Origin of the sequence: Pseudanabaenaceae cyanobacterium SKYG29, assembly GCA_025055675.1 — a bacterium.
Lineage (GTDB): Bacteria > Cyanobacteriota > Cyanobacteriia > Pseudanabaenales > Pseudanabaenaceae > M5B4.
Genome location: JANWWT010000001.1, coordinates 229569 through 243144 on the forward strand (window position 1 = coordinate 229569; position 13576 = coordinate 243144).

The 13576-nt window shown below is 48.2% G+C and carries 13 protein-coding genes, 2 tRNA genes and 1 CRISPR repeat array; of the genes, 6 read left to right on the forward strand and 9 right to left on the reverse strand.

Going from position 1 to position 13576, the window contains the following annotated elements; genetic code table 11:
* The first annotated feature begins 29 nt into the window (after nt 1-29).
* The 3 genes from csx18 to cas2 are packed head-to-tail and all read left to right on the forward strand — an operon-like array spanning nt 30 to nt 1572.
* The gene (gene csx18, locus NZM01_01070) at nt 30-332 is read left to right on the forward strand and encodes a CRISPR-associated protein Csx18 (protein MCS6958627.1); all 303 of its coding nucleotides are present in this window, start codon (nt 30-32) and stop codon (nt 330-332) included.
* Nucleotides 329-1297, forward strand: a complete 969-nt coding sequence (gene cas1, locus NZM01_01075; protein ID MCS6958628.1) for a CRISPR-associated endonuclease Cas1 — start codon at nt 329-331, stop codon at nt 1295-1297. Before csx18 ends, cas1 begins: the two co-directional genes overlap by 4 nt.
* A 2-nt stretch (nt 1298-1299) precedes the next feature.
* A complete protein-coding gene (cas2, locus tag NZM01_01080; protein MCS6958629.1) occupies nt 1300-1572 on the forward strand; it encodes a CRISPR-associated endonuclease Cas2 in 273 nt (90 codons plus the stop codon).
* Nucleotides 1573-1752: 180 nt separating this feature from the next.
* A CRISPR array of direct repeats spans nt 1753-3039; the repeat unit is 36 nt; unit sequence GGCTTTCCGTGTGCCTAACACGGACTTGTTGGAAAC.
* A 427-nt stretch (nt 3040-3466) separates the two neighbouring features.
* On the opposite strand, the gene NZM01_01085 is transcribed toward cas2, so the two are convergent.
* The 3 genes from NZM01_01085 to NZM01_01095 form a co-directional block, all read right to left on the reverse strand.
* Nucleotides 3467-4153: a response regulator transcription factor gene (locus tag NZM01_01085; GenBank protein ID MCS6958630.1), complete on the reverse strand. Its 687-nt coding sequence runs from the start codon at nt 4151-4153 to the stop codon at nt 3467-3469.
* Between the two features lie 33 nt (nt 4154-4186).
* Complete coding sequence (locus tag NZM01_01090; GenBank protein ID MCS6958631.1) at nt 4187-4387, reverse strand: DUF2555 domain-containing protein; 201 nt, start codon at nt 4385-4387, stop codon at nt 4187-4189.
* 31 nt (nt 4388-4418) lie between these two features.
* Nucleotides 4419-4510: transfer RNA gene (locus NZM01_01095), tRNA-Ser, on the reverse strand.
* Between the two features lie 55 nt (nt 4511-4565).
* Between NZM01_01095 and NZM01_01100 the strand changes: the two genes are divergently transcribed.
* Both NZM01_01100 and NZM01_01105 read left to right on the forward strand, forming a co-directional pair.
* The gene (locus NZM01_01100; protein ID MCS6958632.1) at nt 4566-5369 is read left to right on the forward strand and encodes an ABC transporter permease; all 804 of its coding nucleotides are present in this window, start codon (nt 4566-4568) and stop codon (nt 5367-5369) included.
* A gap of 15 nt (nt 5370-5384) precedes the next feature.
* Entirely contained in the window at nt 5385-5675 is a 291-nt protein-coding gene (locus NZM01_01105) for a BolA family transcriptional regulator (protein ID MCS6958633.1), read from the forward strand.
* Between the two features lie 672 nt (nt 5676-6347).
* Here NZM01_01105 and NZM01_01110 read toward each other — a convergent pair.
* The 5 genes from NZM01_01110 to NZM01_01130 form a co-directional block, all read right to left on the reverse strand.
* Nucleotides 6348-6420 (reverse strand) — tRNA-Trp (locus NZM01_01110).
* Between the two features lie 16 nt (nt 6421-6436).
* Complete coding sequence (gene rplS, locus NZM01_01115; GenBank protein ID MCS6958634.1) at nt 6437-6826, reverse strand: 50S ribosomal protein L19; 390 nt, start codon at nt 6824-6826, stop codon at nt 6437-6439.
* Between the two features lie 24 nt (nt 6827-6850).
* Nucleotides 6851-7477 carry an HlyD family secretion protein gene (locus NZM01_01120; protein ID MCS6958635.1) on the reverse strand — a complete coding sequence of 209 codons (627 nt, stop codon included), beginning with the start codon at nt 7475-7477 and terminating at the stop codon, nt 6851-6853.
* Between the two features lies 1 nt (nt 7478).
* Entirely contained in the window at nt 7479-8351 is an 873-nt protein-coding gene (gene lipA, locus NZM01_01125; protein MCS6958636.1) for a lipoyl synthase, read from the reverse strand.
* A gap of 46 nt (nt 8352-8397) precedes the next feature.
* Nucleotides 8398-10830: an AAA family ATPase gene (locus NZM01_01130; protein ID MCS6958637.1), complete on the reverse strand. Its 2433-nt coding sequence runs from the start codon at nt 10828-10830 to the stop codon at nt 8398-8400.
* 62 nt (nt 10831-10892) lie between these two features.
* On the opposite strand from NZM01_01130, the gene gatB reads away from it, so the two are divergent.
* A complete protein-coding gene (gatB, locus tag NZM01_01135; GenBank protein ID MCS6958638.1) occupies nt 10893-12350 on the forward strand; it encodes an Asp-tRNA(Asn)/Glu-tRNA(Gln) amidotransferase subunit GatB in 1458 nt (485 codons plus the stop codon).
* Here the strand turns inward: gatB and NZM01_01140 are convergent.
* Nucleotides 12347-13576 carry an aldehyde dehydrogenase family protein gene (locus NZM01_01140; protein ID MCS6958639.1) on the reverse strand — a complete coding sequence of 410 codons (1230 nt, stop codon included), beginning with the start codon at nt 13574-13576 and terminating at the stop codon, nt 12347-12349. The two genes, gatB and NZM01_01140, sit on opposite strands and share 4 nt — an antisense overlap.

Sequence of the window (13576 nt, forward strand, 5' to 3'; positions counted from 1 at the left end):
AATTACTTCACTTCCACCCCTTTATTTCTATGACTCGATCGAACTTTCTCTATGCGGTTACTGCCAAGCAGTGTTTGTTAAGAAACATTACGCTTGCTATTTGTAACGGGGCTGTCAGTCTAGTCATATTGCTGATTGCTCCACTGGGTCTAGCGGCTGTAATTACCAACACGTTTTTAATTATGGTTGCCACCTACGGAGTAAGTGTGATGTTTGACAGAATTTTTACCTGGTTGCAATCTCCCCCGAAGGGTTTGCACTCTAGCAGAGACAGCGCGTCCCTCTACAGGCAGGAAGATGTCCGAGAAATAGAACGCGATCGGGGTGTGTGAGGACTCTCTACCTGATTGAGCAGGGGACGACAGTGTTGCTGCGGGGGGAGAATCTGTATGTAAAAGACGAGGCCATTCCCCTTCCCTATTTGGAATGCATCTTGGTCTTCGGGATTGTCCAAATTACTACGCAGGTGGTACGGGCTTGCTTAGAGCGGGGTATTCCCATTGCCTATTTGTCCCGATCGGGTTTTTGTTATGGCAGGACCTTACCTCTGGGTTGGTACGATTGGCGAGTAAGCGCCCACCAGCAAGCTGTCAGTGAGGAAGTACTACTGAACATAGCCCGTCAGATGGTAGCTGCCAAGATAGCCAACGGTCGTGTGCTCCTGCAAAGGCAACAACGTAAGCGCAATGTCCCTGACCTGGCGCTGGCTATTGACTCTCTGGGGCATTTTGTGGGCCAAACCCGATTTGCTACTTCCAACGCCCAGCTGATGGGGTTAGAGGGGGCAGGGGCATCTGTTTATTTTTCTGCTTGGGAACACTTGCTAACTAATCCTGACTTTATTTTCATAGCGCGCTCTCGCCGCCCTCCTACTAACCCAGTTAATGCCATGCTCAGTTTTGGCTACCAAGTTTTGTGGAATCATCTACTGTTTGCTATAGAACTGCAACAGCTCAACCCCTTCTATGGATGTTTGCATTCCTCTCACCATGGGCATGCGGCTCTGGCTTCTGATTTACTAGAGGAATTTCGTGCTCCCATCATAGATTCATTAGTAATTTGGCTGGTCAACAATCGGGTTATGCAGCCTGCCAACCACTTTGAGTATCGGGATGGGGGGTGCTACCTCAATCAAGCTGGGAAAAAGAAATTTCTACAACATTTTGTTAGCCGCATGGAAGGTAGACTAAAATTAGACGAGCAAGACCAACCCCGTTGGGCACTAATCCATCGTCAGGTAAAGCTTTATCGTGAAGCTCTCCAGACAGGAGTCTATCACCCCTACCGCATAGATTGAATATGCTCTATGTTGTCTCCTACGACATTCCTTGTGATAAGCGTCGTCGCAAGGTAGCGGAATTACTAGAGGGATACGGACAGAGGGTGCAGTATAGTGTTTTTGAATGTGACCTCTCGGAAAAGCAGTTAGAGGCTCTCAAAAAGCGCCTAAGTCGTCGCATCAACCAACAAGATAGTGTTCGTATTTACCCTATCTCCGCTTATGCTCGCCAGAGAATTGAAGTGTGGAACGGGGTGGATGTGTTTACTGCCCCAGGATCATTTATTGTCTAACCGATCGCCCCTGGGGAAACCCCAAAATCCTGTTTTTCTCTTGGCAGTGCTCGGTTGTCCCTGGCATCAGGGTTTCAGGGGTAGGAAGAACCTAAAAACGATCGGGGAAACTTTACTTACCAAGAGGTGTTCGGGATCAGTCCCTGGAAGCTATACTAAAAGCTGCTCCCACAAGGAGGAGGCTTTCCGTGTGCCTAACACGGACTTGTTGGAAACCCTACCGCGCGGCATTGGCACTGCTCAGGGCGATTTAGGAAAGGCTTTCCGTGTGCCTAACACGGACTTGTTGGAAACTGGGGCCACGCCGCCCGGTCCGTGGACGGTTGGGGTCGGGCTTTCCGTGTGCCTAACACGGACTTGTTGGAAACTTCATACTCCCCTCTAGGGAGCTGTCCTCTTCTGGGGCTTTCCGTGTGCCTAACACGGACTTGTTGGAAACCAATGATTTTCTCTAGCATGATTGAATCTAGCCGCGGCTTTCCGTGTGCCTAACACGGACTTGTTGGAAACTACGCAGTTGCCTTCCCTATTGGGCTGTTATTTCTTAGCGGCTTTCCGTGTGCCTAACACGGACTTGTTGGAAACCCACCAGGTGGGTGGCAGCTATCTCCTCCGCGTAGAGGCTTTCCGTGTGCCTAACACGGACTTGTTGGAAACCTGGTTTCTTTCTCATGCTCTTCCTCCTGGGGTCTCGGCTTTCCGTGTGCCTAACACGGACTTGTTGGAAACACGATCGCGCCCTGGAGTATGGGCTGACGATCGAACGGGCTTTCCGTGTGCCTAACACGGACTTGTTGGAAACCCTGGGCTGCTGGCGGTGGAATCCCCTATTTCTACGGCTTTCCGTGTGCCTAACACGGACTTGTTGGAAACCGGAAAGCCGTGGAACCTCCGGGAGGCGGCTCGGCGCCTGGCTTTCCGTGTGCCTAACACGGACTTGTTGGAAACTTTTGGAGCTCTCTTTAGTTAGAGAGTAGCTACGAGTCGGGCTTTCCGTGTGCCTAACACGGACTTGTTGGAAACTTTTCGGGAGGTTAGTACCTCTTGGACTATCTGCAGGGCTTTCCGTGTGCCTAACACGGACTTGTTGGAAACTACTATGACCAACTACTTGCTCAATGCCCTCCCCAACTGGCTTTCCGTGTGCCTAACACGGACTTGTTGGAAACACCTTTCTTTTTAATTTCTCTAGTGTTTCCATACTTTCGGCTTTCCGTGTGCCTAACACGGACTTGTTGGAAACTGGCGGCTTCGACCTTAGCCGCTTTGGTGAGACTTTCTGGGCTTTCCGTGTGCCTAACACGGACTTGTTGGAAACTTTCAAACGAGCGGCCTTGTTTTCCCGTGTGGTTCTGGGGCTTTCCGTGTGCCTAACACGGACTTGTTGGAAACACTACGGCGGCCCTCCTCGATGGACTTCCAGTCAATTTTGGCTTTCCGTGTGCCTAACACGGACTTGTTGGAAACCCAATAGGGACTACCTGTCTTTAGCTGACTTTTATCCCGTGCAGGGGTTGGGCCGTGCAATGAGGAGAGCAGCTCAAAGATGGGTAGTAACACCACTTCTTACCCAACTAGGAAGTGGGATTGGGTATCTCTGTCGCTATAAGCAACTACCCACAGCATCAATAATTCTCGGCTCTCAGTGTGCCTAACACGGACTCGTTGAAAACCACAAACAACAGTTGCGCTGGCTCTCTGTCTACCTGTACCTATTTCATTTCAAATAAGACTAAGACACTAACTTGCGCAATAGGTTGCAGATTCAATAGTACTCCCTCGTTGATAAAAGCAACTACTGTTATTTTCTACGCCTGATTTTTGGCATAATTTTTGTCAACGTATATAGTCGGCGGGAGCAATAGGGGTTCAAGTCCCCTTACCCCCACTGTAGCTACTTAACTAAACCCGATCGGAGCGCTCTGACAGCCGCTTGGGTACGGTCATCCGCACAGAGCTTGTTGAGAATATTACGTACATGAGTCTTCACTGTGCCGACGGTAATGTAGAGACGTTCAGCAATCTGAGCATTGCTATAACCGTTGACAATTTCCGTTAAAACCTCCAGTTCTCTTTCTGTAAGGGGGGTAGAGGCTAAGATTTGCTTATATTCGGGGTCAGAAGCCTCGATCTGAACAGTTTTTACATCCGCTACCTTACGAACCTGATTGAGGACAATCTTAGCAATAGCAGGATCGACCCAGGAATTACCCTCTGCTGTCAGTCTAATTGCTTGGAGGAGGTTCTCTGAACTGGTATCCTTAATACAGTAGGAATCTGCCCCCGCTGCAAAGGCTGCTAGTACTGTCTCCTCTGTATCCGTCAGGGTCAAGATCAGTACTCTAGGAACCTTTTCTGGCGGTAACCCCTTAAGACGCCTAGTTACTTCCACACCATCAGCATCGGGCAGACCCAGATCAACAATTACTACATCGGGTTGGAGGGACTCTACTAAACTGACACCTTCCGCGGCGGTAGTGGCTTCACCAATAACCTCAATCCCCTGCTGTTGCAACGTAATTTTCATACCGACGCGGGTCAGGTCGTGGTCTTCGATTAGAACTACACGAATGGGACTCATAGCCACAAAACTAGCTTTAGACTAGTATACTACCTAACATTCATCGTAGGGTTCATTATCTAACAAATAGACGTATGGCTCTACCAGTTCAGGACGCTGGAGGAAAATTGCCCGCAGGAGGTGCCAGTCTTGCAAACTCTCAAACGGGTTGTCGTACTCATCCCGTTCTAGCCGGGCGGCAAGCTCTGCTACATCCCTGGCTGTGATTTTAGAGATGTCCACAGCTTTCTTCATAGCACGCTATGCCCTTCTAGCTACTTAGGAGCGGAGAGAGAGGGATTCGAACCCTCGGTACGGACTTTCGAACCGTACAACAGATTAGCAATCTGCCGCTTTCGACCACTCAGCCACCTCTCCCTATCCAGGACTTTTATCATAGCAGATTTTTTAGAGGAGGAAAATTTTTGTTAGGATGATTAGCATGCGCAGGCTCTACGCTTACTGGGATTTACTGTGGACTCTGGTCAGCCGTGATTTGGCGGTGAAGTATCAGGGGGCAGTGTTAGGGAATTTGTGGTCTCTGCTGAACCATTTATCTCAACTACTTATTTTTACGTATGTGTTTTCGGTAGTGCTGCAAGTCAAGTTGAATTTGCCGACATTGCCAGAAAATCGATTCACCTTTGGTTTGTGGTTATTTGCGGGTTTAGTGCCCTGGACGGCATTTACGACGGGCATAGTGCAAGCAGCGGGTTCTGTAGTCAATCAGCCTAACTTAGTCAAAAAAGTGGTATTCCCCTTAATGTTGCTCCCCCTGGTACCAGTCTTAGCAGCCTTCTTGGAAAGTCTGTTAGGGTTAGCGCTTCTCTGGGTGGCGACGATCTTCACTACGTCAGTGGTGCATGGTGCTCTGCTTTTACTGCCTTTTGTGTGGCTAACCCAGCTGGCGTTAACCGTCGGGATTGCTTATTTCGTCGCTGGTTTGACTGTGTTTTTACGAGATATTCCCCAAACGGTGTCGGTAGTGTTGAACTTGTGGTTTTACTTGACTCCCATCGTTTACCCCGTTGCTAAGGTACCAGTAGAATTTCAGCAGTGGATTTTGTGGCTAAATCCTCTAGCAACGATCGTGGAGGTCTACCGTGACATTATCTTGGTAGGAAAGGTACTACATGGAGGAGAATGGCTAGTGGCGACTTTATTGTCTGTGACAGCCCTGTATGGAGGAGTGCGGTTATACCGCCATTTGCGTCCTGCTTTTGCTGATGTTCTCTAGGGGGAGGGCGAAAGTATGCATAACTGGGAACAGATACTGCAACAAAAGCTAGAAGCTACCTACATTCATATACAAGATCAAAGTCAGCAACACCGTCATCATCCAGAAGGGGGTAGTGGGCACTATGCAGTAACGATCGTTTCTCCTCTCTTTCGTGGCAAAACCCTCCTACAAAAACATCGTTTAGTGTATGAATCCCTGGGATCAGAGTTGGGGACAGTAATTCATGCCCTCGCTATTCGTGCCTACACTCCAGAGGAGTGGGAAAACAGGGAGAAAACCGATCGGGTAGGGAATATGTCTTAACTCGTCTTAGACCAGAACTCAAATTAGTCCAGGTTAGCATCGCCTTTACAGAGAGTCGTTTCATGTATTTGCAAACGTTACTCTTGGGCTGTCCAATAATTAGACCCAGTTACAAGTGCCTCACAGGGGGGTACCCAGATTTACATGGACATTACTTCTGGTAACTTTGCCCCTACTTTCTCTTTACCTATTAGCAGAGAAGGTAGTCAAGATTCGCCAAGGTTGCAAAAAGCAAAAAGAGTAAATATTATTCTTACTTTTATGATTACTTGTTTTGAGAGTTTCAGGTAATCTGAATTTGCAAATAACCCCATAGTTAACTCCGCCATTTCCTTACTCTTTGATACTACCTTGCTCTTCCGTCCGAACCTCCCAAACCAATGATGGTTATCCTCTTTGTCTCCACTTTTGTGTGGACAGGATGAGCTTCAGGGTGTTTTTCCACTTCTGGTGAGCATGTCACTTCCCATCGAGATAGTCGCTTCATCATTCTCTTGAGAGGTTGACTATCACAACCTCCCACTTCCCCGTCAACGGGTCTCCCATTATCACGGTCATAAATTTGAGGCTACAAGGGCTAGAGTATAGTAACAGCACGACAAGGGTGAGATAAATGAGCTTTGAGATAAGTTAAGATTTTGGTGCTTTTTCAAGTATCAGTTGACTTTTGTACGCGCCCTGGAGGACTCGAACCCCCGACATCCGGTTTTGGAGACCGACGTTCTACCAACTGAACTAAGGACGCTCATACCTTTATCTTATCACTGCTTGGTACCTTTGCCACTACTTTCTATGGGACGATCGAAGCGCTGCTTGATTCTGGTTGCTTTACCCACTCGTTTGCGCAGATAGAATAACTTAGCCCGTCTTACCTTACCTCGCTTGAGAACATTGATATAAGCCACCTTAGGGGAATGGAGTAAAAATACCCGCTCAACTCCTATACCCTGGAATACTTTTCTGACGGTAATTGTGGCATTGACCCCTGAATGCCGCTTAGCAATCACCACTCCCTCATAGGGCTGGACCCTTTCCTTTCCCCCTTCAATAATTTTTACCCCTACCTTCACTGTATCCCCCACATATATCTGGGGTACATCTGACTTGAGATATTTTGCTTCTATCTGCCTGATAATTGTGGCGGCATCCATAACCGTGAAAATAAGCGACAATCCTTAATTGTAGGAAACCAGAGAACCACTGTCAACCACCTTTACTTTGAAACTGTGGTCTAGGAGTGCCAGTATTTTGTTGGGTTCAGCCAATTCTATAATCACATAGTCAGCCGCTGTACCCACTACTGTCCCCTGCATTTCCTGGCTTTGAGACAAAATGAGTACAGTTTGACCAACTTTTACCTCAGCGGGGTTGAGGAAAGCAATCACTTGCAGGTCATTTATATTTCCAATTTCTACTACGGAGTTGAGACGGAGAATTTGTCCCCCGATCGGTGCTCGAACTTTTGTTTGCGGTAACTGGGGACTAATCTGTTCCCACCGATGTGGTGCTGCCTGTAGTTCTGCCATTAGCTGCTGGTACTTCTCCCTCAAAAAAATTACTTGCCCCGCTTCTACCTGATCCCCTACTCGCACTAGGGTACGACTAATATCAGTAGGGGGGACGAGAGTAACGGTTTTGCCGCTACTGCGAATTTCCCCTGGAGCACTGACGTTCTTGGTACTTTTGCGAATGATAGGAATGTTGTTGGAGTTAGCAGGCGAGGGCTGTTCAATAGAGAGAGCAAGGCTACCCAGTCCTACCAGTCCCAACACGATCGATGTCTGCCAGCTTAGTTTGACCATACTAACGGGGGTGTGTAGACATAAGATGTTGCACTTCAGCGGCATGATAGGAACTGCGGGTCAGGGGGGAAGCCACCACTTGTAGAAACCCCAGCGACTCCCCGATTGCACGCCACCGATCGAACCGAGACGGCGGGATAAATTCCACTACCGCTAGATGTTTAGGGGAAGGTTGGAGATACTGCCCGATCGTGAGAATATCACAACTTACACTTCTAAGATCAGCCATAACCGCTATAATTTCTGATTCGGTTTCACCTAAACCCACCATAAGCCCAGACTTAGTATAGAGTTTGGGTGCCATTTCCCGTGCAGTTTTAAGCAAATTTAAGGATCGCTGGTAGTTCCCCTGTGGGCGCACTTTACGATACAAACGCGGTACTGTTTCTGTGTTATGATTAAGAACCTCGGGCTGGGCAGCAACAACAGCTCCTAGGGCATCCATATTGCCACAGAAGTCTGGGATCAAGACTTCAATAGTGGTTTGAGGCATCCTCTGGCGAATAGCTTGGATACATTTGACAAACTGACTAGCTCCACCGTCGGGCAGGTCATCCCGATTGACGGAAGTAATCACCACATGGCGCAAATTGAGACGGTAAACTGCCTCAGCTAGACGATCGGGCTCTGTGGGGTCAAGTCCTCTGGGAGTCTTATCAAATTCAATGTCGCAGTAGGGGCAAGCGCGGGTACAGGCAGGACCCATGATCAAAAAAGTAGCAGTGCCAGCGTGGAAGCACTCCCCGATGTTGGGGCAAGAAGCCTCTTCGCAGACTGTATTGAGGTGCAAATCCCGCAGAATCTCTTTGACTGCTCCTACTCGCTCTCGTTGGGGAGCTTTTACCCGTAACCAGTCTGGCTTAACAGTGGACATTTAGGTAAATTAACTTAATTATTTACAAATTTTAACCCAAACATCTCTAGCCTGCCAAGATTTGCAAGAGCCAGTAGGAGGGCATGTAGCTGAGGAGGGCATCGATCGCTTTCGCCATGGGTACTTCCAGGTCTCGGTTCTGCACTGCCACAATCAATTCATAGCACAGGTCAAACCGCACGCGGTCTTGGCGGTCCATAACAATAAATTTACCCTGGTTACTTTGGTTGAGCTTAGTAATTTCTGCCCGTCCTACCTTAGCTGTCTGTCTGATTTGGGGTTCCCGCACATCACGGATTAGGATAAATTGAGTATTGGGAAATTCAGGTAACAATTGGTTCCAGTTCTTGATGCGGTTGGTGAAATTACTGACATTGCCATAGAGAAAACCAATGGCATATGCTTTCTGCTCCCACTGCAGCAAAATATTTTCAGGCAGACTTTTCTTGCGGATAGGTAGAACGGAAATAGTAAAACCAGATTGCTCCTGGAAAGTTTCAGCGATCGTGCGTAGTCTACCAATATCATTTGCCTCAGTAATAATAGCATGGGGATTGTAGTTTGCTTCTAATTTTTGCTCTAAATCCTGCAGAAATTCCTTGATTTCTATTTCTATATCTTTGGTTGCTGCTACAGGTGGAGGGGAAATAATGATGTTTTCTGTATCTCCTTCATCTACTGCTGTACGGACCTGGGGTGTAAATATCTTATCCAGCGGCTCTTCTTCATCATCAGGTATCACTAGGGGCAAATTTGCTTGCATCTCTCTGACAGTATTTTCTAGGTTCGTCAGTCGTTCTTCAATTTCTGCTAACTTACTAGATGGTTCTGTATCAATCCCCTGGGTAAAAGTAACCTCTAGGGGGGGTAAAGGTAATTGGTGAACTTTGTGTTGAAAATACTGAGAAGCCCGTTTTAACACCGATCGGATGGACTTTTGGCTGAGGATTTCTGCGCGCTCCCCAGGTGTAAATAGTTCTTCTAGGTTAATGCCCGTTCCCTGATTGCGCAGTTGTAAAATTGCCCACATTTGTTCATCCGAGGGACGATTGAGTATCACTGTATCGGTAATTCTCTCCGTAACTGAAGGGTCAAACTTGTGTTGGAAGGACTGCCAGCGATCGGGGAATAAATTGAGAATCACTAAACAGTTAGGCACCTGGGTGAGAAATTCCTTAATGACATGCCCAAAAGAGAGGAGTAAAGCTTGATGATGACTGAGCCACAAACCTTCTAACTGGTCAAAGACAAAAATGAGGGGTTCATCTAATATGGACAAACGTCCAATCACCTGGAGAGCCTGAGTAGCAAAACTTTCTTGACTGAGTTCCTCTTCCCAATTAGGTAAGTCCACATCTGTTAATTCCTCCGGCAACATCACTTGTCCCGACAACCAACGTCTAACTACCTCCCGTTTTTGTACGTCCCGATAGCGACAGAATTTGACAATACCGCGCAAAATACTTAAACCAAATCCCCCTGCTCCATAGGTCTCACTCCACCAATTTAGGGTTTTGGTCTCGATGTATTGCCAAGTTCTAGCATTTTGCACTGTATCCCGCGAAATTTTGCTATACATACTGAGGGGGTCATGGAGTAGTTCTTGTAGAATAGACTGTCCTACTTTGGTCTGCTTATTCTTTTCTGAAGCTGCCACAATGTGAATGAAAGCATTTGCCAACAGATATTCTATCTGGGTATAGTTGGTGTCCAAAACTTTGCGAAACAGCGATTCCAATGTACAGCAGTAAATGTGATAAAAAATTGTCTCGTGGTTGTTGGGCTGGGGAATAAACAATAGACGATTTGTTTTAATGTAGGTCTGGGCAAGGCGCATCATCAAGTGGGTTTTACCCGAACCCGCTTCCCCAACAACAACTACCCCCCGACTCTGTTGGTTACTATCCGACCGCACTGCCTGCAATAGATTAGCCAACTGCTGGAATTCAGTAGCATAAACTGCACTGAGGTCAGCGTGTTGTTGGAAGGGATTATCGACCCTGGTGCTACTAAAAGGATTGATCGCAATCATAGACAACAAATGGGTGTAAAGTTGATAGGTGAATAGGGCATCATACTTAGCAGTGTGGGCTAGTTGGGGATTAAAATAACGACCGTTGACTTTGAGGTTGAGATGCTTGCTCAAATACTCTAGCGAAAAATCCGGCAGATAGGGTAATAAATTTTTGGCTTTGGCACGGGTACAAGCAGTTTGGTGAGGAGGATAGGGCAATTGCCAAAATTGAAAACTCCGCCGTAAAACTTGCAAATCGTGCTCAGCGGAGTGAAACACTAACAGCTGATTCCTAATGATGGCGCTGACTTCCTGTAAAATTTGCCCTAGCCCATTGGGGCTACCCACTTGTTTGTTGTAAATGACTTCCCCCCGATCGTTGACAATGGCAATATCAGTGAGATGGGGATGCCCTTCGGTATCAATTACGAGGAAACTACTCTCCATTTGTGTAACTAATGTCACTTGGTGCTAACGGCAACCTGTGGCTTATAATATAGGGACTGTGGCGAATTCAAGGCAAGGGTGTGCGCGAAAAGTACGAAGCGGTAATCGGTCTGGAAATTCACTGCCAACTGACAACGGCGACGAAAATCTTTTGTAACTGCCCCAATACTTTCGGTGCCCACCCCAACCAAAATGTCTGTCCCGTGTGCTTGGGCATGCCGGGAGTGCTACCTGTCCTCAATGGCAAAGCCCTGGAATATGCGATCAAGGCAGCTCTAGCCCTCAACTGCACGATCGCTCCCTTTAGCAAGTTCGACCGCAAACAGTATTTCTATCCCGACCTACCGAAAAACTACCAAATTTCCCAGTATGACCTGCCCCTAGCTACTAATGGCTGGCTGACCATCTACACGGAGGAAGGGGGGGAAAAGCGTATCGGTATTACCAGGTTGCACATGGAAGAGGATGCTGGGAAGTTAGTTCATGCTGGCTCAGACCGCCTGGCAGGCTCTAGTTACTCCCTGGTGGATTATAACCGCGCTGGTGTGCCGCTCTGTGAAATCGTCTCTGAACCGGATATGCGATCGGGGGCGGAAGCGGCTGCCTATGCCCAGGAACTGCGGCGAATTTTGCGCTACTTGGGAGTTTGTGATGGCAACATGCAGGAAGGGTCCCTGCGCTGTGATGTCAATGTCTCTGTGCGTCCCAAGGGCAGTACCAAATTGGGGACAAAGGTGGAAATTAAAAATATGAATTCCTTTAATGCCATCCAAAGAGCAATTGACTATGAAATCGACCGCCAAGTGGCAGCGATCGAGGCAGGAGAGAGAATTGTGCAGGAAACACGCCTGTGGGAGGAAAACAGCCAACGCACTATCACCATGCGCGTCAAGGAGGGGTCAAGTGACTACCGTTATTTCCCCGAACCGGACCTACCCCCCATTGTTGTGACCGCTGACCAAATTGCGGAATACCGCGCTTCTCTCCCTGAACTGCCCCGCCAAAAACGCCAACGCTACCAACTAGAGTACGGCCTCAGTGCCTACGAAGCCAACTTAATTGCTGACGATCGGGCGGTGGCGGAATTTTTTGAAGCAGTAGTGGCCACGGGAGCGGAACCCAAACCAGCTTTTAACTGGATTATGGGGGACATCACCGCCTACCTCAATGAAAACAAGCGCAAGATCACTGATATTCCCCTCACCCCCGCTGCCCTCGGGGAGATGATCCAACTGATTGCCGACCAGACGATTAGCACTAAGATTGCCAAGGACCTCTTGCCTGAACTTCTGAGTCAGCCACTGCAGGGAACAGTGAAGGATTTGGTAGCAGCTAAGGGACTAAAGGTAATGACAGGGGCAGAATTAGAAGCGATCGTGACGGAGGTGATCAACAGTCATCCCAAGGAGGTAGAGCAATATCGGGCGGGTAAAACGAAATTACTGGGTTTCTTTGTGGGTCAGGTGATGAAGCGCACCCAGGGCAAGGCAGAACCCCAAACCACCAATGACCTCATCAAAGCTAAGTTAGAAAACTAATCCACAAACACTCGTTTAGTGAGGGTGAGAGCTTCCACATCGATCAATCCAGGGGAACGGGAGCCACCCCTTGCTTTAATACTACTCATGCCCAAAGCTACAGAGAAGTAAGCGTTTTGGTGGGAGCGCTGGAAAGGAATGAAATGGTTGATATAGACAATGCCGCTGTTGACCTGACTGGCAAATACTTGGCTTTCTTTGAGGGAATCCGTCAAGATGCAATCACAGTGCCCGCTACTGTTTAAGTTAATCCAAGCGATCGCTTCTTCTAGTTCATCCACCACCTTAATCGCCAGAGTATTGTCCAGATAGGCTTCATGCCACTTGGTTTCTTCCTTGATCAAATTGTCAAAGGGGTCACCCAAATTCCAGGTCGCCGCCCGTACAATTTCACAGCCCCGTAGAGCAATGCCCTTATGATGTAGCTGCAACAGGAACCTGAAAAAGTCTTGATTGCCCAACCACGATCGGTGTACTATCACTTTTTCAATAGCACTGACGGGGTCTGGGCAACGCACCCGACTGTCTAGGATGATGCTTATGGCTTTATTGAGATTGCCAGTGGGGGCGATATAGAGATAGCAGTTCCCCATAGCGGCAGGCAGTACCGCCACGGTTGCCTGTTTCATAATCTGCTGGACATAACTAGGGCGACCATAGGGGATCACCAAGCGCAGATACTTATCCTGGGTGAGAAAATCTTTGAGCGCTGTTCCCTTGGGTACTTCCTGCAGTACAGCTGTCGGCAATTCGTACTTAGGCAAGACTTCCTGCAAAATACTCACCACTGCTTGCTGCGTCTGAGACACTTCACTGCCACCCCGCAGGAGGAGAGCATTGCCCACCTTCCAGCACATTCCCGCCGCCACAATACTCAATTCCGGAATCGCTTCATAGACCAAAGCCACTGTACCTACGGGAATACGGCGATAGCCGGAAGGACTCGATCGTTGGGAAATCGGACTGGGCAAATCCGCCAATTCGTAGAGGCAGTCGATCGCAGCTTGCAGCCGCTCGGGTGTGAGTTTCAGCCATCCCGTAATCAGCTCAGGGACCGACATTTCACGGCTGGCTTCTAAATCAAGAGTGTTAGCTTCCAGGATGTCAAGGCGATATTTTTTAAGGGCATCCGCTGCCGATCGGAGCAACTGGACATGGTTAGTAAACTTGGTGAATTCTTGCACACTGTTATAGGCACTTGCCAGACAAGAAGCTAAGTCCACCAT